We start from the raw sequence: 22,796 nt of genomic DNA, 5'->3' as shown, positions 1-22,796 counted from the left end.
CGCTGCGCCGCATCGCTTTTGCGAGTTTTGCAAATTTCGTGAAATTTAGTTCCGGAAACTGACAGCCGCCGGAATATGCACCGGCCAGCGGCGCGGCAGCACCGCGATAAGATCAAAGCGCAGAGAAAGCCTGTCATGATCCGGCTGACGGGCAAGCCAATGATCGGCTGCGGACTCAATCCGGTACAGGTTCATAGTACTGACAGCTTCCATCGCCGCTTCAACGGAGGCACGCGCTTTGACCTCAACAATCAGCACCAGACTGCCGCGTCTGGCGATCAGATCAATCTCGCCAAAGCGGGTTTTATAGCGCCGCTCGACAATACGAAAACCTTTAAGCATCAGAGCAAAAGCGGCCAGCCGTTCCGCCCGTATCCCGCGAGAAAATGCCTGTTGCTTTTTCTCACGAGACGTACTCATTATTTTGGAGCCTTCAATATCATCAGGCGCTGATACAGCTCGCCTTTTTGTTTACCGGTCATACGGGAGGCCTCGCCGGCTGCTTTGGATGGTGAAAGCTCCTGTGCAAGCGAAAGCAACAGAGCATCAATATCCTGCTCGGTCACCGGCACGGAATTTTGCAACGGCGCACCGACCAGCAAAACCACCTCACCGCGAATACGGTCTTCGCCGTCATATTGTTCGCACAGCGCACCCAAAGTCGAGGTTGAAAAAGTCTCATAGGCTTTGGTCAGCTCACGGCACAAAGCGGCAGGGCGATCCGCACCAAAGACTGCCGCCATATCCTGCAAAGTATCCGATGCACGGTTAGGCGATTCAAAGAAAATCAGCGTCGTATCAATGGTCTTATAGGTTTCCAGCTTATTGCGGCGCTGCCCCTGTTTCGGTGGCAGGAAACCGCAAAACATGAAACTGTCGGTCGGCAGGCCGGAGGCCATCAAAGCCGCCATCACCGCAGAAGCACCGGGCACCGGCACCACTTTATAACCGGCATTGCGGGCTTCTTCGACCAGACGATAGCCCGGATCGGAAACCAGCGGCGTACCGGCATCGGAAACCAGTGCCACGCTTTTACCAGTCGCCAGTGCTTCCAGAATTTTTGGCCCAGCCTCAGCAGCATTATGCTCGTGATAGGCCATCGGGCGGCGGGCAATTGCAAAACGGTTGAGCAAAACACGGGTGACGCGCGTATCCTCGCAGGCCAGCACATCGCACGATGCCAGCACTTCCAGCGCCCGCAAAGTTATATCACCGAGATTACCGATCGGCGTGGCGACAATATAGAGCGCAGGCTCAATCGGGCGGGCACGGAAGTTCTTTTCCCCCACCACATAGCCGCGCGTTTCCTGTAGATTGTCTTCCACGTTCTATCCTTATTTTAAAGGCTTATGCAGTCAGTTCTGCAACCAGCGTATTGAGCAGCAAAGCACCATCCGGCGTTGCCCGCAAGAAACGCTCATCGCGCAGTTCCAGCAATTTTTGCTCCAGCAACTGTTCCAGCCGCTGCGGGTTCAGACCATGGCCGGTCAGCTTCTGATAGCGGTTGAGATCAACACCTTCTTTCAGGCGCAGTCCCATCATCAGGAATTCATCGCCTTCCTGTTCCGCTGTCAGATATTCTTCTTCAATAATACCGTGACCGGAGGCCTCAACCTTATCCACCCATGTTTCAGGATGTTTTTCGGTAATGGTCACTGTGCGTGTGCCATTCTCACGGAAACGCCCATGCGCACCGGGACCGACGCCGACATATTCGCCATAGCGCCAATAGACCAGATTATGCTGGGACTCACGCCCTGCAACCGCATGATTGGAAATCTCATAGGCAGGCAGACCAAGCTCTGCCGTCACGCGCTGCGTCTCTTCATAAAGTGCTGCGGCATGATCCGGCTCCGGAGTGGTCAGTTTGCCAGCTTTCCAGAGATTATAGAACTGCGTGCCTTCTTCAATCGTCAGCTGATAGAGCGACAAATGATCGGCTGCGAGGGCTACCGCCTCACGCAATTCCGCATTCCAGTCGGCAATCGTCTGGTCAGGGCGGGCATAGATCAAATCAAAAGACAAACGCGGGAAAATCTCACGCGCCAGACCGATCGCCACTTTCGCCTCGGCAACAGAATGCAATCGTCCGAGACGCTTGAGATCACGGTCATTCAGTGCCTGCACACCGAGCGATACGCGATTGACACCGGCAGCGCGGTAGCCGCGAAAACGGTCGGCCTCCACACTGGTCGGATTGGCTTCCAGCGACACTTCAATATTGTCAGCAACGGACCAGTATTTGGCGATTCCATCCAGCAGCGCGCCGACAGTCTGCGGCTGCATCAGTGATGGCGTGCCACCGCCCAGAAAAATACTGGTAACCGTGCGTGGCCCTGTCCGCTCGCGCAAAGTCGCCATTTCACGCAGAAAGCTCTGCGCAAAACGCGGCTGATCCACCGGCTGATGCCGCACATGCGAGTTGAAATCGCAATAAGGACATTTGGCCATGCAGAACGGCCAATGCAGATAAATGCCGAAAGCATGATCCCCGTCTGCCTGTAAGATGGGCAGCGGGTTCACACTATTTGCATTAGCGACGGCAGACAGAGACTGCATTATTTAACTTCCGCCGTGGCAAATTTTGCTTCGGCAAACAATTTGAATGCGCGGGCACGGTGCGACAAGGCATGCGCATCACCCGGCTTCCAGCCGTGTTTTTCCGTTGCAGTCATTTCACCGAATGTCTTGTCATAACCATCCGGCAGGAACAGCGGGTCAAAGCCGAAACCGTCATTGCCGCGTGGCGTTACAATCTGGCCTTCAACTTCACCGCGGTAATATTCCGCGTGACCATCCGGCCAGCACAGGCAGATCACAGAGACAAAGCGGCCTTTACGCTGTTCCGGCTGCATCGCACCTGCGGCTGCAAGCTTATCGATGACTTTGCCCATCGCCATATTGAAATCGCGGCTGCCATCCGGCAGTTCTGCCCAATTGGCTGTGTACACACCAGGCTCACCGCCCAGCGCATCCACCATCATGCCGGAATCATCCGAGAGAGCAGGCAGGCCGGTTGCTTCAGCTGCAGCGAATGCTTTGATATAAGCATTTTGTTCAAAGGTTGTGCCGGTTTCATCCGGCTCAGGCAGGCCAAGCTGACCGGCAGACTGCGTATCAAAACCAAATGGCCCGATCAGATCGGCAAACTCCTTGAGCTTACCCGCATTGTGACTTGCGACAACCAGTTTGCCTTTGTTCAGCTCTCTCATCAGTTTATCCATTATTCCATAATTTGGGTTCAGCGAATTCCAGTGAATTGCCGGAAGGATCGCGGATGTAAAGTGAGCGCGCGCCATTCGGCCAGTCAAATTCGCGCTCAACCTCGATACCATGTTTTTCCAGATGTTGCTTCCAGTCTGCGATTTCCTCGCGGCTGGCTGCAAAACACATATGGCCTTCACCGGTTGTACCATGGCTCGGGACAGGCAGCGCCCCTTCCGGTGCCGGTTTTACCGTCTCTTTGGCGTCGAAAATCAACAATACGCCCTCGCCGCAGCGAAAAAATGCATTGCGATGATTATAGGGCAATGCCAGTTCCAGCCCCAGAATATCGCGGTAGAACTGCACAGCCTCTTCGATATCGCGCACATAAAGCGCGGTTTCAAGGATCTGTTTCGGTTTCAGCTGCTCGTTCTGCATTATGAATTTCCCACCATCATCATTGTTACGGAAATGCTCCGGCCCGTTATAACAGGTTCCGGAACATTCTCCGCTCACGATCGGGTGAATTATCCAATTAAACTATTGGATAATTCAGAATGCATTCAGAGCCGCCTGTTGCCGAATTAAGAAACAGCCATTTTCTGCAGGTCAACCAGACGCTTGATGCCGTTGCGTGCCAGTACCATCAGCGCCGCAAACTCTTCATCCGAGAATGGTTCACCTTCGGCTGTGCCCTGCACTTCAACAATACCGCCGCGACCGGTCATCACGAAATTCGCATCGGTCTGCGCGGATGAATCTTCCGGATAATCCAGATCAATCACCGGCACGCCTTCGTAAATACCGCAGGAAATTGCAGCAACATGATCCTTGAGAACCTTGTCGACCTTGACCATCTGGCGGGCTTCCATCCAGCGCAGGCAATCATGCAATGCAACCCAACCGCCGGTAATTGCCGCAGTACGGGTGCCGCCATCAGCCTGAATAACATCGCAATCGACGGTGATCTGATATTCGCCCAGAGCCTGCATATCGACAACAGCGCGCAAGGAGCGGCCGATCAGACGCTGAATTTCCTGTGTGCGGCCACCCTGCTTACCGCTGGCGGCTTCACGACGCATACGATCGCCGGTTGAGCGTGGCAGCATGCCATATTCTGCTGTGACCCAGCCCTTACCGCTGTTGCGCATCCAGCCCGGAACTTTTTCTTCAAGACTTGCGGTGCAAAGCACATGGGTATCGCCGAATTTCACAAGGCAGGAGCCTTCTGCATGTTTGGAAATACCGCGTTCAAAAGAGATTGCACGCATTTCGTCCGGAGTGCGTTTGGATGGACGCATGGATTTTCCTTTTAAAACAAGACTGCATCGCCAATGAGCGGCAGCCTGACTGTAATCTGATGACACCTTTGAAAGGCAGTTATCCTGCTTCTAAGCCTGTAGTCGCCAAATTTAAAGGAAAATCGAAGGGGAAACATGCAAAGGGCATCTCCCGCCCTTTGCCCACGCTGCACAATAGCCTATATATTGCTCATAAACGGAGCCAATGAACCTATGATAAGACCGGATCGTGCTGACACTCTGCATGCCCCTTTACAGGTGCTGGATCAGCGATCACGCGATATTTTCCAGCGCATTGTTGAAAGCTATCTGAATGACGGCGAGCCGGTCGGTTCGCGTAATTTGTCACGTCTGCTGCCTTTGTCTTTGTCTCCGGCAACCATCCGTAATGTGATGAGTGATCTGGAACATCTGGGACTGGTCTATTCACCACATATTTCTGCCGGACGCATGCCGACCCAACTGGGTCTGCGCTTCTTTGTCGATGCCTTTATGGAGGTCAGCGACCTTCCCGCTGATGAACGCAGCAGTATTGAACATCAGGTACGTGCCGCCGGTCAAAATAACTCTGTCGAGCATGTGCTAACCGAAGCCAGCCAAATCCTCTCCGGCCTGTCACGCGGTGCCGGTCTGGTACTGGCGACTAAGGCCGAAGGCGCACTGAAGCATATTGAATTTGTACGGCTTGACCCGACCCGTGCTTTGGCGGTGATGGTCACGCAAAGCGGCGACGTGGAAAACCGTGTGCTTGATCTGCCTGCAGGTGTTACCTCTTCTCAGCTGATTGAAGCCTCGAATTTTCTGAACGCCCATATTCACGGCAAAACCCTTGCCGAAGCCCGCAATCAGATTGCAACTTTGCAAGAGGAAACCCGTCAGGCGCTCGACAGCCTCTCCCAGCATCTGGTGGAACAGGGGCTGGCAGTGTGGAGCGGTGCATCCGGTGACCAGCAAACCCGTTTGATTGTGCGCGGACGTTCCAATCTTCTGGAAAACATCTCCGCGCAGGATGATCTGGAGCGGTTGCGCCTGCTGTTTGACGATCTGGAAACCAAAGAAGGCATGATCCAACTGCTGGATCTGGCGGAAGCCGGTTCCGGCGTGCGGATTTTCATCGGCTCGGAGAATAAACTTTTCTCCCTGTCCGGCTCTTCACTGGTGGTTGCGCCCTATCGCGACTCCGAACAACGGGTCATCGGCGCGCTTGGCGTGATCGGCCCGACAAGGCTCAATTATGCCCGTATCGTGCCGATGGTGGACTATACGGCCTCGCTGGTTTCCCGCCTGTTACGGGGTTAAAACCGGTTTCACCCTGTTAATTTGCCGCGCCACAGAGCGATGGCCTTGATTTTCAGTACACAAACATCGATATCCCAGACAATATGATTCAAGACGGAAGAGAATAATGGCTGACGAAAAGAAAAACGGCGAAACCCCAGATCTTGGCCAGCGCGACCTGAATAATCCGCGTGACCGCGATGCTCTGAAGCGTGCCGCTGATGATTTTCTGAAAGCGCGCAAGGATGAAGCAGTGGCTGAAGCTGCAGAAGATGATGCTGCCGCTGAAGATGCCATCAACCCGCTTGCCGAATTGCAGGTGGAAAATAATGCGCTGAAAGACCAGATGCTGCGTCTGGCTGCCGATATGGAAAATCTGCGTAAACGCACTGCCCGCGAAATGCAGGATGCAAAAGCCTATGCGGTGACCAATTTTGCCCGCGATATGCTTTCGGTTTCCGACAATCTGCGTCGTGCGCTGGATGCTATTCCGACAGATGCGCTTGCTGAAGACACAGGCCTGAAAGCTCTGGCTGAAGGCGTGGAAATGACTGAACGCGCAATGATCAATGCGCTGGAACGTCATGGCGTAACCCAGCTGTCGCCGGAAGGTCAGAAATTCGACCCGAATTTCCATCAGGCGATCTTTGAAGTACCGAATGCTGAAGTGCCGAATAATACGGTCGTTCAGGTCATGCAGACCGGCTATGCCATCGGCGACCGCGTTCTGCGTCCGGCCATGGTCGGCGTATCACGCGGCGGCCCTAAAGAATAAAATATTCTGACATTGCGGCTTAACATCAGTCTCAGTCGCTCAGTGTAAAGACAAAAACGGACGCAGGGCTTTCCTTGCGTCCGCTTTTTATTGGGCTGAATTTTCATAAAATTGCGCTACACAGACATAAGCAATCCGGTGCGATTTGCTTAGATAAGGGAGGACAAGACATGACATTTATCGATTTTATCGACTATGCCGGTGTCTTTGTCTTTGCCGCAACCGGTGCGCTGGCAGCCTCGCGCTGCCGTCTTGATATTATCGGCTTCATCTTTCTTGCCAATATGACCGCCGTCGGCGGTGGTGCCCTGCGCGATCTGATGCTCGGTAATACACCGGTCAACTGGGTGCGTGAACCGCTCTATCTGCTGATCGGCACCAGTGCGGCTGTTCTGGTCTATTTCACCGCACACCGTGTTGAATCGCGTTATCGTATTTTGCTCTGGCTTGATGCGATCGGTATGGCGATGTTCAGCGTGATGGGCGCAGAAAAGGCACTGCATCTCGGTTTCAATGCATGGGTTGCTATTGTTGCCGGTATTTTCACCGCAACAATGGGCGGCGTTTTGCGCGATGTCGTGGCAGGGCAGCCATCTGTATTGATGCGCCGTGAAATCTATATTTCCGCAGCACTTGCCGGTGCCTGTACGTTTGTGGCGCTGAGCGCACTCAATGCGCCGATCACCTTCTCTGTGCTGGCCGGTACCGGCATCGCTTTTCTGATCCGCGGCGGCGCTTTATATTACGGCTGGGTATTGCCTGCACACAAAGCGCGGCGCGGACGCACAGAAGAAGAACTCAAACGCGACGGCATTGTGCGCGACGAATAAAAACGGGAAGTGATACTACCCGTTTTATTTATCCATTCAGCTGGCTTTGATAAGACCCGCCTGCGCAGCAATATCTTTCAGATTATTCTGCGGACGCGGGCCGATTTGCTGGATAACAATACCGGCAGCCAATGAGCCGAACGCACCGCATTCTTTCAGCTGATAATCATTGGTATAGCCATAGAGAAAACCGGCGGCATAAAGATCGCCTGCACCGGTTGTATCGACCAGCGCATCAACTTCAATCGCCTGCACCTCCACGGTTTCATCACCCCGCAGAATGATCGAGCCCTGTTCGGAGCGGGTCACTGCAGCCAGTTTGCAATCGGCACGCAAGGCTTCAAGCGCACTCTCAAAAGATGAGGTCTGATAGAGCGATTTAACCTCCGCCTCATTGGCAAAAACAATATCGACAGTACCAGAGCGCATCAGATCCAGAAACTCATCACGGTAACGATCCACACAGAACGGATCGGATAGGGTCATAGCCACTTCACGGCCATGCTCATGGGCGATTTTAGCCGCCAACAAAATTGCTTCTTTGGCGCGTGGCGGATCCCACAAATAGCCTTCAAAATAGACTAGCTTGGATGTGCTGACTTTAGAGCTTTCGATATCTTCAATACCAAGCTCCACGCAGGCACCGAGATAGGTATTCATGGAACGCTCGCCATCAGGCGTCACAAAAATCATGGAACGCGCGGTCGGTACGCCTTCCTGCAATGGCGCCGTATCAAACGCCACACCCTGACTACGAATATCATGTGTAAAAATCGTGCCGAGCTGATCCATCGCCACTTTGCCAAAATAGGCAGAGCGACCGCCCAGACTGGCCACACCTGCCGCAGTATTACCTGCGCTGCCGCCCGACGCTTCAATCGCAGGGCCTTTGCGGCTGTAAAGCAGCTCGGCTCTTTCGCTGTCGATCAAATTCATAGCACCTTTGATAATGCCGTTATTGACCAGAAAATCATCTTCGGTGCGGGAAATAATATCAACAATTGCATTCCCGATGCATAACACGTCATATTTGGCGGCAGAAATGGCTTTTACTCCCATAAAAACTTCGCGGCGGATGACCGGAACTCAGCCCTCACATCCATTGCGGCACCAGTTCTATCTATGGAATATGTTTTTTGCCAGTGGAGAAAAGCGTTTTCATTTTCATCAATACAGCGGGCGATCTGTAAAAGCTCATCTTGTTGCCCCTGTACAGGCTCCCTATCTATCGGAAAAAGAGCGCATCCCGAAAAGTGTAAAGCGGTTTTCGGATAAGATGCGCGCCAGACAAAAAAGACGGAGCCCCGATGATCCTCACCGCCGCACTTAATGCCCTCTACCGCCTGCCCTCACCGGAGTTCCGCTCAGTCTTGTGGAAATCGCTCGGCCTGACCCTGCTGGCGCTGATCGCATTATGGGCACTGGCACGGCAGTTCTTTTTCTGGCTGGCATGGCCGTGGTTTGAAAATATGCTGCCTGCCATGCCGGACTGGACAAGCTGGCTCGGCCTGTTGGCCGCGATTGCCGCCGGTTTTGTGCTGGCGCTGTTGCTCGCCTTTCTGATCGCACCGGTGACTGCATTGATTGCAGGTATGTTTCTTGATGATGTGGCAGAGATTATCGAGCGCGAAGATTACAGCAATGAACCGGCCGGCACACCGATGCCGGTTGGCCGTTCCCTCGTCTATTCGCTCAAATTTCTGGTAGTGGTCATTCTCGGCAACTTGTTCGCATTGCTGATGCTGCTCATTCCGGGCATTAATCTGATCGCCTTTTTCATCGTCAACGGCTATCTTCTCGGACGTGAGTTTTTTGAATTTGCAGCCATGCGCTATCGCGGCGAGGATGGTGCCAAAGCCTTCCGTGAAGAAAACCGGATTACAGTTTTCCTTGGTGGTCTGGTGATTGCCGGATTTATGGCGATACCGCTCATCAATTTGCTGACACCGCTTTTCGCCGCTGCCATGATGGTGCACCTGCATAAAGCCCTGAGCGGCAAGAAACCGCTTGCCATCAACCGTCATTAATTGAGAGAACCATGCACATTGCCTGCCTGCATACGGCCGCCAGCAATATTGAAATTTTCGGGAAAGCTGCCTCAGCCTTGCAGCTTGATGCCGGAGATATCAGCCATGCGGTTCACTGTGAATTGCTGGAAGCAGCAGAAAAGCAGGGAGGCATTACGTCAGCCATTGAAACGGCAACTCTGCATATCATCCAAAGCCTGATGACCGAAGCCGATGCAGTTCTTGTGACCTGTTCAACCCTTGGTGCAATCGCTGACAATGCCCGCACCGGTTTTGCCAAGCCGGTTCTGCGCACAGACCGTGCTTTGGCAGAGCAGGCTCTGGAGAGCGGTTTATCTGTGAGTGTTCTGTGCACTGCCCCGACAACACTGGAGCCGACGACAGAATTATTCCGTCAGGTCTTTGCCAATGCGCAGGTCGCACCCGATATCAGGCTGATTGACGGCGCATGGGATTTATTCCGTGCCGGTAAGATCAAAGCCTATGAAAGAGCAATCGCAGATGCTGCGAACGCCGCTCATGATACAGGCAGCCAGCTGGTAGTTCTGGCGCAGACCTCTATGGCAAATGCCGCTGAACTTATCCGCAACAAGACACACGTGCTTGATGCACCAACTGCCGCCCTGCGCCAGCTTCTGCACCGCGCTTAATCTGCGATCCGTAGCAAGGGTGCCGGAATCGTATTGGTTTTCTGCGCCGATTTGCAAATATCGGCGATCACGCAATTAACGCAATCCGGCGTGCGGGCCTTGCAGACATAGCGGCCATGCAGGATCAGCCAGTGATGGGCATGCATCATAAATTCTGCCGGAATGATCTTCACCAGCTTGGCTTCGATCTCATCCGGTGTTTTGTAAGGCGCAAGACCGATCCGGTTGCCGATACGCAGAATATGCGTATCCACCGCCATTGTCGGCTGACCGAAAGCCATATTCAGCACGACATTCGCGGTTTTGCGCCCCACCCCCGGCAAAGTCACCAGCGCATCACGGTCACCCGGCACTTCACCGCCGAAATTATCAATCAGCGCCTGAGACAATAAAATTGCGTTCTTCGCCTTATTGCGCCACAGGCCGATGGTGCGGATATAATCGCCGACAACCTCTTCACCCAGATCGACCATTTTTTGCGGTGTGTCAGCAATGGCAAACAAAGCCCGCGTTGCTTTATTCACGCCCGCATCGGTTGCCTGCGCCGACAGCATCACCGCCACCAGCAGCGTGAAAGTGTTGACGTGCTCAAGCTCGCCTTTCGGCTCCGGACGCTGCACGGAAAACCGCCGGAAAATCTCATGGATTTCTGCCGGTGTGTAAAGCGTGCCGCTGACACGACGCTGAGATTTTGCGGGAATCTGGGTCTGGTTGTTCTGCATGGCATTTATATAGTAAGCTATAAGCAAGAAGCCTATCTGCAAGCTTGCCGCAGGCTGGAGTGCCGTGCTCTTTTTCGGGAGCACAAAACTTGCTCTAGCATTTTGTGCTGCCGAGCTTTTACCAACGATATGCGACCCCGAGAGTTATTGCCATGAATGCACCCTACCATCCGGACGGTGCTGATCCGGACGCCTATGGCGCACAGTTTTTCAAAGCGACCCTGCTTCCCTACCGTTCGCTTTCACCGCGCGGTTTTCAGATCATGATTTTAAGCCTGCTGCTGCTCTGGGCTTGTATCGGCATGGTTTTCATGCAGATCGGCGCATTGCCAGTAGTCGGGCCAGTAGTCGGATTGTTCGGACTGGATATTGCCCTGATCTATCTGGCGTTCCGGCTTAATTATTATGCCGCCAGACAACGGGAAGAAATTACGGTTTCACGCGAACAGTTACTCATCAGGCAAGTCTCCGCTTCAGGACGTATCCGCGCATATCAGTTTAATCCTTTCCGCACACGGTTTCACATTACCCGTAAAGATGATATCGGCATTATCCAGATGCAGCTGCATAGTGATGGCAGAACTTTGGATATTGGCAGATTTTTGCCGCCCGATGACCGCGAGAGCTTTGCAAGTGCTTTTTCCAACGCCCTGACACGCAGCCGCCGCTGACGATCGGGTTTAAATACCGGATGTTTTATGATTACGATTATCGGCTCGATTAATTTTGACCTCATCGCCCGCAGTCCGAAACTGCCGGAGCCCGGTGAAACCCTCACAGGCAGAAACTTCTCAACAGCCGCCGGCGGCAAAGGTGCCAATCAGGCACTCGCTGCCGCACGCGCCGGTGCATCCGTGCGTATGGTCGGTGCTGTTGGTGATGATTCCTTCGCTTCGCAGGCCGTTGCATTGCTGCGTGCCGACGGCGTGGATCTGACCCGTGTCGCCACACGCGGCGATGCCACCGGTATTGCGCTCATCACTGTTGAAGACAGCGGTGAAAATACCATTATCGTTATTCCGGGCGCCAATGGTCTGGTTACACAAGACGATGTAAACACCGCTGATCTGGATGGCGGTTATCTGCTGCTGCAAATGGAAATTCCGCTACCGACACTGGAAAAAGCCATCGCTGCATCGGAAACCAGCGACACAACCTGCATTCTCAATACCGCGCCCTGGCGTGATGATGCCGCAAGCCTGCTGCCGCGCGCCGATATTATTATTGCCAATGAAACGGAATTTGATCTGGCCAGTGTTCAGCTTGAATTGTCCGGCGATGACCGTCAGGCCAGAATGATCGATTTTGCCGAACATTATGGCCGTACCATTATCGTAACGCTGGGTGCGCAGGGCATTATGGTGGCAACACCGGATGAGCATTACAGCCTGCCTGCCCTGAAGGTTAAACCCGTTGATACGGTTGGTGCCGGTGACACATTCTGCGGCTATCTCGCGGCCGGTCTCGACAGCGGCCTGTCTTTGCGTGATGCCTGCCAGCGCGCTGCAAAGGCAGCATCGCTCGCATGCCTGAAAGCCGGTGCTCAGCCTTCCATTCCTTACGCGGCAGAAGTCCAGTAAAAGAAAAGGCCGGAGCAATCTCCGGCCTTTTTTATCGTCTCTATATTTAAAGCGTTGCGATACGCTCGGTCAGCAATGTGAAGAAACCTTCGTGGTCAACATCGCGCATCACGATTGCATTTTTCGGGCGTTTGGTAACACCCCACCAGTCGATTACCGACATACCGAGGCAAAGCTCAGACGCGGTTTCGATCTCAACATTGCAATGACGGCCTGAATAGAGTTCCGGCTTCAGCAGATAGGCAATCACATTCGGATCATGCAGCGGTCCGCCGTCTGTACCGTATTTTTCCTCATCAAAGCGTTCGAAAAACTCCAGCATTGCCACACAGGCATCCCCCACCTTGTTACCAAGCGAGCGGAAAGCCTCAATACGTTTTGCGGTTGTCAGCGCCTTATGGGTAACATCCAGCGGCATCATCACAATCGGCACACCGGAGGCATAAACGACTTTCGCCGCTTCCGGATCCACATAGAAGTTGAACTCAGCGGTTGGCGTGATATTGCCGCCTTCAAAGAAACCGCCGCCCATCAGCACGATTTCCTGAATGCGGGAAGCGATTTCCGGTGCCTTGTTCAGCGCCAGTGCAATATTGGTCAAAGGTCCGAGAACGCATAGCGTGACTGTGCCCGCAGCTTCATGCAACAAAGTCTCAATGATGAAATCCACACCATGTTGCTTGTGCAATTTCATCACCGGCTCAGGCAGATCAGGGCCATCGAGACCGGTGCGGCCATGGACTTCCTCTGCGGTGACCAGCGGGCGAACCAGCGGCTTGGACGCGCCTGCAAAAACCTTTGTCTGCGGCTTGCCTGCCAGTTCGGCAATTTTCAGAGAATTATGCTGCGTCAGAGGCAAAGGCACATTACCGGCCACAGCAACAATACCCAGCACATCCAGCTCCGGACTTGCCAGTGCCAGCAGGATTGCCAATGCATCATCCTGCCCCGGATCTGTGTCGATAATAATTTTGCGGGCCATCAAAGCCATCCCTTTCATCAAAAAATCTGCGCATGCTGTCATGTGAACTCATGAGCTTTCAGGCGCACTATAAATGCAGTGAAATTATTTTCAGCACGAATCTTGAACGATAACGCACATATCAGCTGTTGCTCTTGAAGTGGAGCTTTTCTCAAGCCATATAAAGAACAGGAAAACGCCGCTACGGGTTTTCCCCAAACGGTCGCTCTTAAGGACTGAACAATGACCAGACTTACACCTTTCTCCAGCCCGCTGCTGCTGGGTTTCGATACGATGGAAAAAACGCTGGAACGGATTGCTAAATCCGGTGACGGCTATCCGCCATATAATATCGAAAGACTGCGCAGCTCTGCGCAGGATCAGGAACAACCGGTTCCTGAGAAATTGCGCATCACGCTTGCTGTTGCCGGTTTTTCTGATGACGATCTGGAAGTTACGACTGAAGATAACCAGCTGGTTATCCGCGGACGGCAGACTGATGAATCCGAGCGGGAATATCTGCATCGCGGCATTGCTGCACGTCAGTTTCAGCGTGTTTTTGTGCTGGCAGACGGTATGCGCGTGGTCAACGCGGAACTAAAAAACGGATTATTGTCGATTGATCTCGACAGACCGGAACCAGAACGCCTCGTCAAGCGTATTAGTATAAACGTGAAAGAGTGACCGTTCTCAGGATTATAAAAGAACTGTAAAGGGTTCATTGTTATAATCAGCTCCGTGGTTGCAGTTTTATCGGCTGATAAATGCAACTGCAAATGCTCTCGAAAGGCAGCGTCAATTTTGAGCTGCCAGGACAGGAGGCCTAAAATGACTGCTGACAAACACATTTTTACAGAATTCGAATTTGCCCATCTCGGCGAAGGTGAAATCGCCTATTTGCGCAAAGTTCGCTCCGAAGATTTGTCACGGCGCTTCCCTGCATTACCACCAATGGCGCCGGGCATGGAACTCTGGGCTCTCTTCGGCGCCAGCGGAACCCCTATCATGCTTTCCGATATGCGCGCCACAGCATTGGCCGGAGCACAGGAACATGAACTCCACACAGTGATGCTGCATTAAGCGCATCCTGAAAAGTGAAACCGGTAAACACATTACAACCCGCCTGTATCACAGGCGGGTTTTGTTTTTATTCCCGCCTCATGAAAAATGCCGCGCTGCACAAGGCAAACACGGCATTTTAAATTCCACTCAACCCTGCTTACTCAGCAGAATTATCAGCTTTTCAGGCCGCATTGGATGCAGGTGGTGCAATCAGAAACGAATGCAGAGCCTGCGCATCAACGGTGCCGCGCAATTTGGCAACCATGTCCGGGTCGCGCAGCAAACGCGCAATGCGGGACAGTGCCTTCAAATGATCGGCGCCGGCATTTTCCGGTGCAAGCAACAGAAAGACCAGATCAACCGGCTGGTCATCCAGTGCTTCAAAATCCACCGGCTGCTCAAGACGCGCAAAAACACCGGTAATTTTACTGATATTCGGCAGTTTGCCATGTGGTATCGCGATGCCGTTGCCAACACCGGTAGACCCCAAACGCTCACGCTGAGTCACAGTTTCAAAAACTTCTCGCTCAGAAAGACCTGTGAGTTCAGCAGCCTTCTCAGCCAAGATCTGCAATAATTGCTTCTTGGAGCTTGCCTTCAGCGAAGGGATAATCGCCCCTGGCTGAATCAGATCGCTAAGATCCATTTTCTCCATTCCTTCTCTCATGCGGAGTAATCATCTCCGTAACCGGGAGGTGCAGTGATCTACTGCCCATTCAACAGATACTCAAGTCAAATTCGCGATTCTACTCACACTTTTCACGCATCAAATCCGTAACGCATTGATTTCAATCATAAATAAAAATTAAAAAAAGATTACAACACGCATTCACTGACGCCTGCTTCGCGGCATTCCGCTCAAGGTACACCAGTAACACAAAAATTCCTATCTCTAGATATCGTGAATAACAGCTGCAACCACGCAGAAAACAGGGCAGAAAACACTATTTGATTTTTTATATGTTATTTCAGTGAGTTAAAATATGAAAAAAATTTCAAGTTTTTTGGTTGATGTATAAATGCATCCGGAAACGGGACAGGCAACCCACTCATCGCTTCAATATTCTGTTCCGGAAAAGCAAAACCCCGCTATCTGTGGATTCGCAAATAGCGGGGCTTGTCAGTTCAGCCTTAAACGCGGGCTGCCTGTGCGACTCTGGACGGATCAATCCAGCCAATATTGCCATCCGGACGACGATAGACAATGTTGACTTCTTCACTTCCTGCATTGCGGAAGACCAATACAGGATGCTCTGTCAGATCAAGCTCAACAACGGCAGATGCAACACTCAGCGTGCGCAGGGAAACGGATGATTCCGCGACGATCGTCGGCGCATAATCCTCAGGAAGATCATGATCTTCGTCGGGAGCCGGTTCCATCACGCTATAGGCGATATTCTGATGATTGTTGCGCGCTGACTGAACCAGAGAGCGGGACTTGAGGCGACGCATATAGCGGCGCATCCTTGTCTCCAGCTTTTCAGCCGCTGCGTCAAAAGAAAATTGCGGATCCTGCGCTTCTGCAGAAGACTGCAGAGTCGCTCCGGTATCCAGATGCAAAGTGCAATCCGTAGTAAAACGGGAACCTGATTTAACGACTGTAATTGTACCGGAAAAGCCACCTTCGTAATATTTGCTAACAGCATCACGGACACGGTCTTCAATTCTGATGCGGAAAGCATCACCGATGTCCATATGTTTACCCGAAACGCGGAGACTCATGTGGCAGTACCTCGCTGTCTATATTCGAACACCTCAATCTAACCACAAGCGAAGGCATTGCGCAAAGCGAACTGACATAAAATAAAATAAACTTTGCATGTGCCAAAAGAATATGCGGACAGCTCTTTGATTGACACAATCAGTCACTATATAAGCGCCTGTCGAAAATTCCGGCGAAATAAACGCCCGTCATCAAAATCATCAACGATTTCAAATAAATTCGGGAGCAGAAACTGCTCCCGGGATTCGCTGACCTGTAGCTCTTAGCGTAAAATTCTGAACTTACAGAGTAAACTGATCGCCCAGATACAATCTGCGTACGTCGGGATTGGCGACGATCTCTTTCGGACGGCCATGGGTGAGCACCTGTCCGGCATGGATAATATAAGCGCGGTCAATCAGGCCGAGCGTTTCACGTACATTGTGGTCGGTAATCAAAACACCGATGCCGCGGCTGGTGAGGTGGCGCACAAGCTGCTGAATATCCGCAACCGCAATCGGATCCACACCGGCAAAAGGTTCATCCAGCAGCATAAAATTCGGGCGGGATGCCAGTGCACGGGCAATTTCGAGACGACGGCGTTCACCACCCGACAGTGAAATCGCCTGCGCCTTGCGCAGATGCGTGATATGGAATTCTTCCAGCAGCGCATCGAGTTCAATGGCACGCTTTTTGCGGTCTTTTTCGACCACTTCCAGCACGGCCTTGATATTATCTTCAACCGACAGACCACGGAAAATCGAAGCTTCCTGCGGCAGATAACCAATGCCGAGCCGTGAACGGCGATACATCGGCATGGATGTTACGTCAAAACCGTCGATCTCAATCGTACCGCTGTCGACCGGCACCAGACCGGTCACCATATAAAAGCAAGTGGTTTTACCGGCACCGTTCGGGCCCAGAATACCGACAGCCTCACCGGCACGCACACCAAAGGACACACCATTCACAACCTGACGGCCGCGATAGCTCTTGCTGATGCCTCTGGCAACCAGCGTTCCTTTAAGCCGTGACAATTCCTGAGGCGGACGCTGTCCTTCCGCACCGGCAGACTGCGCCTGCAAATTGCCCGCAGCATCGGCCGCGGCATTATCGGGAGCATGATCGGTTTGGGCGTTTAAAGAGGACAATAGAAATCCAGACCAGTTCTTAAAGCCGGTGCCTGCATTCAAAGCACAAGCAAAATTAAATTTATCAGCTCAGTTGCAGACCAGAACAGCTCTGATCTGCAATTTTTTACTCGGCTTTAGGGGACAGAATAATGGAGACGCGGCCGGACTGTCCTTTACAGCTTTCCAGATAGGCTTTGCCTGTCTGGGTATTGGCTGTCAGCTTGCAACCGGTGGCAATATTATCACCATCAGACAGCACAACTTTCTGGCCGGTCAGCACCATTGTCTGCGCTTTGGCATCATAAGTGCCGGCATCGCCGGTTGCGACCTGTGTACCGGATTTCAGATAGACTTTTCCGTCCACTTCAATCTTCTCAATGCCGCCGGCATCCAGACCAGCGCCGCTCAGGCCACCGATACCGCCTTTGGCTTTATCAGCACCGGCTTTATCGCCGCCGTCTTTTGTTTTGCCGGTATGAACCTGCATACGACCGGCACGCAGGAGAATATCGCCCTGTTTGACCGAAACATTACCGGTGAGAATGATAATGCCCTCTTTGTCGCGCACTTCCATTTTACCGGCATCAATCGACACAGGTTCTTTGCTGTCAGATAATTTCAATCCGTCAAGGGGAACACCCTGCTGCGCCTGAGCACCTGAAAGGCTCAAAGGCAAAGTCAGCAAACCGGATATGAAGAGGGCGGCGATCTGCTTCACGCCTGTCAGGCGCAGCGCAGACTTGCCCGAAACTGTATTCTGTGAGCCTGTTTTCAGCTCGCTGCCTGCCTGTTGCCGCATCATATTCATTCCCTCGAAAATCACCCTTGTTATAAATCGCAAGTTTGAGAATAAAACAACAAACTTCTGAATATATTCTTGCCGCCGGACCATAAGTCCGGCCGGAATATACGCAGTCTGCCAACACATCTATAACAGGCGTATTACTTATTGGTGTAAATCACTATCACACTCTGTTCAACGACGAAACAAAGACTGCTTTACGGGCGCAGCACAGGTGCTGCAATCAGCTGCCCTTTTTCGCTGCGGAGACGGTTTCCTTAACAGGCTCAATGGTCAGCTGAACCTGATCATCAAACACCATCACCTTGCCGTTTTCCTTAATGAGCATTTTATTCGCGCGGATATGTGCGTTTTTTGTGCGGATATCGACCGGCTTATCGGTCGACATCTCGCCACTCGACACATTCACATTGGCAGAGCCCAGCTTGGCTTCCATGCCATCGGTTGTCTTCACCGTAAACGCATTATCAAACTGCAAATGACCGTTATTGCTGTCATAGACGCCGGATGCCGCATCAATCTCGGCGCTGTCTTTATCACCGACAGGCAATTGCGCTTTGATTCCTTCCAGCGCAACCACGCCGTTCTGTTTGGCATCCTGCACAGCGCGCTCGGCAACCATCGAAAACGGACGCTTATCCTTGGTGTAGCCTTTAAGCTGCGGGCCGGTCATCACCAGCTTGCCGCTTTCAGACGGATCAAGCTCAACTTTCACCGGTGAGGGAGGCGTAGCCAGAAATGTGTACCATGAGAAAACCGCAGCAACGCCGAGAGCAACAACCGGCAAAGCGGTTTTCAGAACGCGCACGCGCATGCTGTGTCTCTTCGCAGCGTGAAACACAGCGGTACTTTTATGTGACGCTCCGAAAACCATCTTATGGTCTGACACAGTCCAAAACTCCTGAAACCGGCAATTTGCCAGCTGCCTACACGTAAGGTATTAATATTTATCGGTGAAATGCACGACTATTCTGTATAGTGCGCTCAAATCGCTTTTTATTGTGGTATAAATGGGATGATACCGCGTCCAAAACAAGCTGCATTGCTGCAGTTGTGCGTTCCGGAGGTTTAACTCAGATCACTTTTCAATGATATGAGGTTAAAAAACCTGATAATACCATGTTCAGGTCTTCCTCGGATATTATCCCCGCTTCCAAAATACATTCTGTTTATGCGACATATAAAGACATCATATAAGCCCAAGAACGGACATATCTCATGACTTATACTGCCGATGCAGTGCTTGAACGTCGTCGAATTCGCCGTAAGCTGACTTTCTGGCGTGCTGTCACTTTGCTGCTTGTTGCGGCAATGATACTCTTCGCTGCGCTTTACATCAACGGCAGCAAGTCTTCCCGCAATGCGCCTCACATTGCAAAAATTTCCATTACCGGCACCATTTATAACAATGAAGAGCTTTTGAAACGTCTCAAAGATGTCGCAGAGAGCGATATGGTGAAAGGCGTCATTCTGGATATCAGCTCTCCCGGCGGCACCACGACCGGCGGCGAAGTGATTTATGATGCCGTGCGCAAAATCGCCGATAAAAAACCGGTGGTCTCACAGGTCGGCACACTGGCAGCATCTGCAGGCTATATGATTGCCATCGCCTCAGATCATGTGATCGCCCATAAGACATCAATGATCGGCTCGATCGGCGTGCTGTTTCAATATCCCGATATCAGCGCGTTGCTGGATAAAGTCGGTGTGAAATTTGAAACCATCAAATCCAGCCCGCTGAAGGCCGAGCCGAATTTCTTCTCTCCGGCCAGCGAAGAAGCCAAGGCCATGATCGATAACACAGTCAAAGACACTTATGACTGGTTTGTCGGTCTGGTTAAAGAACGCCGTCCGATGATTACAGCCGACAAGCTCCCTGCTTTGACCAACGGTTCGGTCTATACCGGCCGTCAGGCATTGCAGCATAAGCTGATTGACGCGATCGGCGATGAGGAAACCTCTGTTGCATGGCTTGAGACCAAAGGCATCGACAAAGAGCTGCCGGTTATCGAGTGGAAAGCTGAAAGCTCATCCTATAATGACCTGCTTTCCTCTGCTGCTATGAAATTATTGTTGCGGAACATGGGCTTGTCCGATCAGGCCGGTGCACTATTTGATGAACAGATCGGTCAGCGTATCTTCCTTGACGGCATGCTTTCAGTTTGGCACGGTAGCAACGGAGAAAAACCGCAATAATACCCGTAAAATGCGTTTAACATTAAAGATAATGCGTATTTTCAGATAGTTATGCTATGAAATATTAATAGCATAGGCATATTATTCATACTAAGCTGTCTCTGTTCCGACGGGGACAGCCCGCATACAGGTTCTGAGAGTATTCTTTTAGGGCGCATTCCCCGATCCTTATTAAAGGTGCGGGTCAGATGCGCAGTATATCAAAACCGGAAGCGCAGCGGTCCGTTTCAGACGGCCGGATTAAGCGCTAATATTGCAGAGAGGTCGAACGCAGTGATTAAATCTGAACTCGTGCAGATCATCGCCAGCCGCAATCCGCATCTTTTCCAGCGCGACGTGGAAAATATTGTCGGTGCAGTTTTCGATGAAATTACTGAAGCTCTGGCGGAAGGAAACCGCGTAGAGCTCCGTGGCTTCGGCGCCTTTTCCGTGAAAAACCGCCCTGCCCGCAACGGACGCAACCCGCGCACGGGCGAATCGGTCGATGTTGAGGAAAAATGGGTTCCGTTCTTCAAAACCGGCAAAGAACTGCGTGATCGCCTCAATAACGGCCACGATTAATCAATAATAGCTGCAGCGCATATACAAGCGTCTTTATGCGCAACATGCGAGCGGTGATATAAAATCAGGCACTTCTGCTATCGGGCATATTTATGCCTGATAGCACTTATATTTTATGCAGTGCAGCCCGAGAATTACGGATATTAAACATGACCAACCGTTTTCTGACACTTGTCATTGCCTTGCCGCTCGCAGTGATTTTAATTGTACTGTCGGTCGCCAATCGCAGTGCAGTCAGTGTGACGCTTGATCCGTTCAATCCCGGCAATCCTGCTCTGACCTATACAGCACCATTGTTTCTCTGGGTGCTGGGAGCTTTTCTTGTTGGTATTGTTACCGGCGGCCTGCTGATCTGGTTCACACAGGGACGGCACCGCAAACTGGCACGCAAGCGCAAAGCAGAAGCCGATGCACTCCTGACCCGCGCCAAACAGGCGGAAGCCAAGAACCTGCCATCCGCATCTTCCCTGTCCTGATCTCGGCGCTGCATCCATACAGACCACATATATTATCAGGCTTTTTCATCAACTTCATACAGATCGGCGCTTGTCTCCCACCCTCAGGCATGGGAACAATCTGTTGTTGTGAGAGCGCGTTTTGTGCGCCCGATCGGGCACACGGCGCTCTAAAACATGTCGCGGAAAAACGGGCACCGGTTTTCCGATAACGACATGCGTGAAAACAAGGAGATCGAACGAGCGCAGTGGGTATAATTAAATGCGCTACGCTCTAGATTCTTTATTTGGTCGCATTATCACGGGCGTCAAGTTGATCCAACTTGACTGTGAAATGCTCTAATGAAAATAAATGTCCGTGCATTGCAGGAGACAATGGGCGGCATCATAAAAGGCCTGACAAATAATGCTTCATATTTCCGCTGCTGCCGTTGATGATCTGATGACCTGGCCGGAACTGGTCGATGCGCTGGACAGCGCCTTCCGTAACGGTATGATCCAGCCTGTGCGTCATCACCATCCGGTTGAACGCCCTGAGGGCAGCCCGTCCATGTTGTTGCTGATGCCTGCATGGTCAGATTTCCATAAACTTGAGCATCAGTCGCAAGGCTATATGGGCGTTAAAATCGTCACCGTGTCACCGGATAACGGCCTGATCGACAAACCTGCGGTTATGGGTGTGTACCTGCTGCTTGACGGCATTACCGGCGAACCGAAAGCTTTGATCGACGGCCAGAGCCTGACCCGCTGGCGCACGGCCGCAGCCTCCGCTCTTGCCGCCCGCTATCTGGCACGGGAAGATGCATCGCGTCTTGTCATTATGGGTGCCGGAGCGGTTTCTTCCAATCTCGTCCGCGCCCATAGTTCTGTGCGACCGATCACCGATATTGCGCTTTGCGTGCGCAATCCGAAACGGGCAGAAGCAACACTCAAAGAACTGCGTGATGAAGGCTATAATGCCTATATTGCTGAAGATCATATCGCAGCCATTCAGCAGGCGGATATTGTTGCCGCCGGCACTCTGGCAACCGAACCATTGATTCACGGGAAACATTTGCGTCCCGGCACCCATGTGGATCTGGTCGGCGCTTTCACGCCGGATATGCGTGAAAGCGATGACGAAGCCGTGCTGCGCTCCCGTGTTTTTGTCGACACCAAAGACGGCGCTCTGAAAGAAGGCGGCGACATTACCCAGCCTTTGCGTGACGGCATTATCAAACCGGATCATATTCTCGGCGATCTGTTTGATCTGGCACGCGGAACAGTCAAAGGCCGCGTAAGCGATCAGGACATTACACTATTCAAATCCGTTGGTGCAGCCATGGAAGACCTTGCCGCCGGCATTATGGTCTATGAAAAGAGCCTGAAACAACAAGGCTGATCCTGTCCATCTCTTGCCCTGAAAAGCTTCAAACCATGAAGTTTTTCAGGGCACAGATGCATTTATAAGACATTCCCGTTTAGATTCAGCTTTCCCAAAAGGCTGCCATGCTCTACGAAACAGAAAATATTGCACCATCTGATGGTATAGTATTTTGAGTTTAACAGTTTCGGAGC

27 protein-coding genes are annotated in these 22,796 nt (G+C 52.1%); 13 read left to right on the top strand and 14 right to left on the bottom strand.

Features of this window, described 5'->3' with window-relative positions; genetic code table 11:
* Window positions 1-45: 45 nt before the first annotated feature.
* From BKD14_RS02210 to rph, 6 genes are all read right to left on the bottom strand, one after another.
* Window positions 46-420 carry a YraN family protein gene (locus BKD14_RS02210; RefSeq protein ID WP_075654100.1) on the bottom strand — a complete coding sequence of 125 codons (375 nt, stop codon included), beginning with the start codon at window positions 418-420 and terminating at the stop codon, window positions 46-48.
* A complete protein-coding gene (rsmI, locus tag BKD14_RS02205) occupies window positions 420-1,325 on the bottom strand; it encodes a 16S rRNA (cytidine(1402)-2'-O)-methyltransferase (protein ID WP_075654099.1) in 906 nt (301 codons plus the stop codon). Before rsmI ends, BKD14_RS02210 begins: the two co-directional genes overlap by 1 nt.
* Window positions 1,326-1,347: 22 nt before the next feature.
* Complete coding sequence (hemW, locus tag BKD14_RS02200) at window positions 1,348-2,559, bottom strand: radical SAM family heme chaperone HemW (protein ID WP_022710721.1); 1,212 nt, start codon at window positions 2,557-2,559, stop codon at window positions 1,348-1,350.
* Window positions 2,559-3,212 carry an RdgB/HAM1 family non-canonical purine NTP pyrophosphatase gene (gene rdgB / locus BKD14_RS02195; protein WP_028233583.1) on the bottom strand — a complete coding sequence of 218 codons (654 nt, stop codon included), beginning with the start codon at window positions 3,210-3,212 and terminating at the stop codon, window positions 2,559-2,561. Before rdgB ends, hemW begins: the two co-directional genes overlap by 1 nt.
* A 4-nt stretch (window positions 3,213-3,216) precedes the next feature.
* On the bottom strand, window positions 3,217-3,627 hold the full coding sequence (locus BKD14_RS02190; RefSeq protein WP_075654736.1) for a VOC family protein: 411 nt from the start codon (window positions 3,625-3,627) through the stop codon (window positions 3,217-3,219).
* Window positions 3,628-3,788: 161 nt separating this feature from the next.
* Complete coding sequence (rph, locus tag BKD14_RS02185; RefSeq protein ID WP_022710718.1) at window positions 3,789-4,505, bottom strand: ribonuclease PH; 717 nt, start codon at window positions 4,503-4,505, stop codon at window positions 3,789-3,791.
* Window positions 4,506-4,718: 213 nt separating this feature from the next.
* On the opposite strand from rph, the gene hrcA reads away from it, so the two are divergent.
* From hrcA to BKD14_RS02170, 3 genes are all read left to right on the top strand, one after another.
* Window positions 4,719-5,804 (top strand): heat-inducible transcriptional repressor HrcA, encoded by a 1,086-nt coding sequence (gene hrcA, locus BKD14_RS02180; protein WP_075654098.1) that lies wholly within the window; start codon window positions 4,719-4,721, stop codon window positions 5,802-5,804.
* A 106-nt stretch (window positions 5,805-5,910) separates the two neighbouring features.
* Window positions 5,911-6,558, top strand: a complete 648-nt coding sequence (gene grpE / locus BKD14_RS02175) for a nucleotide exchange factor GrpE (protein WP_022710716.1) — start codon at window positions 5,911-5,913, stop codon at window positions 6,556-6,558.
* Window positions 6,559-6,728: 170 nt separating this feature from the next.
* A complete protein-coding gene (locus BKD14_RS02170; protein ID WP_022710715.1) occupies window positions 6,729-7,388 on the top strand; it encodes a trimeric intracellular cation channel family protein in 660 nt (219 codons plus the stop codon).
* 36 nt (window positions 7,389-7,424) lie between these two features.
* Here BKD14_RS02170 and BKD14_RS02165 read toward each other — a convergent pair whose 3' ends face one another.
* A complete protein-coding gene (locus BKD14_RS02165) occupies window positions 7,425-8,447 on the bottom strand; it encodes an adenosine kinase (protein WP_075654097.1) in 1,023 nt (340 codons plus the stop codon).
* A 248-nt stretch (window positions 8,448-8,695) separates the two neighbouring features.
* Here BKD14_RS02165 and BKD14_RS02160 point away from each other — a divergent pair, with 248 nt between their 5' ends.
* Complete coding sequence (locus BKD14_RS02160; RefSeq protein ID WP_075654096.1) at window positions 8,696-9,415, top strand: sulfate transporter family protein; 720 nt, start codon at window positions 8,696-8,698, stop codon at window positions 9,413-9,415.
* Between the two features lie 11 nt (window positions 9,416-9,426).
* The gene (locus BKD14_RS02155; protein ID WP_075654095.1) at window positions 9,427-10,065 is read left to right on the top strand and encodes an aspartate/glutamate racemase family protein; all 639 of its coding nucleotides are present in this window, start codon (window positions 9,427-9,429) and stop codon (window positions 10,063-10,065) included.
* On the opposite strand, the gene nth is transcribed toward BKD14_RS02155, so the two are convergent.
* Window positions 10,062-10,787, bottom strand: a complete 726-nt coding sequence (nth, locus tag BKD14_RS02150; protein WP_075654094.1) for an endonuclease III — start codon at window positions 10,785-10,787, stop codon at window positions 10,062-10,064. The genes BKD14_RS02155 and nth overlap by 4 nt on opposite strands.
* A gap of 152 nt (window positions 10,788-10,939) precedes the next feature.
* On the opposite strand from nth, the gene BKD14_RS02145 reads away from it, so the two are divergent.
* A complete protein-coding gene (locus BKD14_RS02145) occupies window positions 10,940-11,458 on the top strand; it encodes a DUF2244 domain-containing protein (RefSeq protein WP_075654093.1) in 519 nt (172 codons plus the stop codon).
* A gap of 27 nt (window positions 11,459-11,485) precedes the next feature.
* Entirely contained in the window at window positions 11,486-12,367 is an 882-nt protein-coding gene (locus tag BKD14_RS02140) for a ribokinase (RefSeq protein ID WP_075654092.1), read from the top strand.
* A gap of 46 nt (window positions 12,368-12,413) precedes the next feature.
* On the opposite strand, the gene BKD14_RS02135 is transcribed toward BKD14_RS02140, so the two are convergent.
* Window positions 12,414-13,349, bottom strand: a complete 936-nt coding sequence (locus tag BKD14_RS02135; protein WP_028233580.1) for a nucleoside hydrolase — start codon at window positions 13,347-13,349, stop codon at window positions 12,414-12,416.
* A gap of 222 nt (window positions 13,350-13,571) precedes the next feature.
* Here BKD14_RS02135 and BKD14_RS02130 point away from each other — a divergent pair, with 222 nt between their 5' ends.
* Both BKD14_RS02130 and BKD14_RS02125 read left to right on the top strand, forming a co-directional pair.
* On the top strand, window positions 13,572-14,012 hold the full coding sequence (locus BKD14_RS02130; protein ID WP_022710706.1) for an Hsp20 family protein: 441 nt from the start codon (window positions 13,572-13,574) through the stop codon (window positions 14,010-14,012).
* Window positions 14,013-14,156: 144 nt separating this feature from the next.
* Entirely contained in the window at window positions 14,157-14,408 is a 252-nt protein-coding gene (locus BKD14_RS02125; protein WP_075654091.1) for a DUF1150 family protein, read from the top strand.
* A 163-nt stretch (window positions 14,409-14,571) separates the two neighbouring features.
* Here the strand turns inward: BKD14_RS02125 and ptsN are convergent, their stop codons facing one another.
* The 5 genes from ptsN to lptC all read right to left on the bottom strand — a co-directional run bounded on the left by ptsN (window position 14,572) and on the right by lptC (window position 18,901).
* Window positions 14,572-15,036 (bottom strand): PTS IIA-like nitrogen regulatory protein PtsN, encoded by a 465-nt coding sequence (gene ptsN, locus BKD14_RS02120; protein ID WP_028233579.1) that lies wholly within the window; start codon window positions 15,034-15,036, stop codon window positions 14,572-14,574.
* 485 nt (window positions 15,037-15,521) lie between these two features.
* A complete protein-coding gene (gene raiA / locus BKD14_RS02115) occupies window positions 15,522-16,112 on the bottom strand; it encodes a ribosome-associated translation inhibitor RaiA (RefSeq protein ID WP_075654090.1) in 591 nt (196 codons plus the stop codon).
* Between the two features lie 282 nt (window positions 16,113-16,394).
* On the bottom strand, window positions 16,395-17,177 hold the full coding sequence (gene lptB, locus BKD14_RS02110; RefSeq protein WP_051139016.1) for an LPS export ABC transporter ATP-binding protein: 783 nt from the start codon (window positions 17,175-17,177) through the stop codon (window positions 16,395-16,397).
* A gap of 172 nt (window positions 17,178-17,349) precedes the next feature.
* Window positions 17,350-18,027, bottom strand: coding sequence for an LptA/OstA family protein (locus BKD14_RS02105; RefSeq protein WP_238481547.1), 678 nt, complete (start codon window positions 18,025-18,027; stop codon window positions 17,350-17,352).
* Between the two features lie 223 nt (window positions 18,028-18,250).
* Window positions 18,251-18,901, bottom strand: a complete 651-nt coding sequence (lptC, locus tag BKD14_RS02100) for an LPS export ABC transporter periplasmic protein LptC (protein WP_075654089.1) — start codon at window positions 18,899-18,901, stop codon at window positions 18,251-18,253.
* 344 nt (window positions 18,902-19,245) lie between these two features.
* On the opposite strand from lptC, the gene sppA reads away from it, so the two are divergent.
* From sppA to BKD14_RS02080, 4 genes are all read left to right on the top strand, one after another.
* Window positions 19,246-20,223, top strand: coding sequence for a signal peptide peptidase SppA (gene sppA, locus BKD14_RS02095; RefSeq protein WP_075654088.1), 978 nt, complete (start codon window positions 19,246-19,248; stop codon window positions 20,221-20,223).
* Window positions 20,224-20,496: 273 nt separating this feature from the next.
* Window positions 20,497-20,784, top strand: coding sequence for an integration host factor subunit beta (locus BKD14_RS02090; protein WP_033315997.1), 288 nt, complete (start codon window positions 20,497-20,499; stop codon window positions 20,782-20,784).
* A 149-nt stretch (window positions 20,785-20,933) separates the two neighbouring features.
* Complete coding sequence (locus BKD14_RS02085; RefSeq protein WP_022710697.1) at window positions 20,934-21,260, top strand: LapA family protein; 327 nt, start codon at window positions 20,934-20,936, stop codon at window positions 21,258-21,260.
* A gap of 385 nt (window positions 21,261-21,645) precedes the next feature.
* Entirely contained in the window at window positions 21,646-22,620 is a 975-nt protein-coding gene (locus tag BKD14_RS02080) for an ornithine cyclodeaminase family protein (RefSeq protein WP_075654087.1), read from the top strand.
* The last annotated feature ends 176 nt before the right edge of the window (window positions 22,621-22,796 follow it).

This window comes from Pseudochrobactrum sp. B5 (genome assembly GCF_001939785.1).
GTDB classification, from domain to species: domain Bacteria; phylum Pseudomonadota; class Alphaproteobacteria; order Rhizobiales; family Rhizobiaceae; genus Pseudochrobactrum; species Pseudochrobactrum saccharolyticum.
Note: the sequence above shows the minus strand (reverse complement) of the source record. Positions and strands in the feature narration are given on the sequence as shown.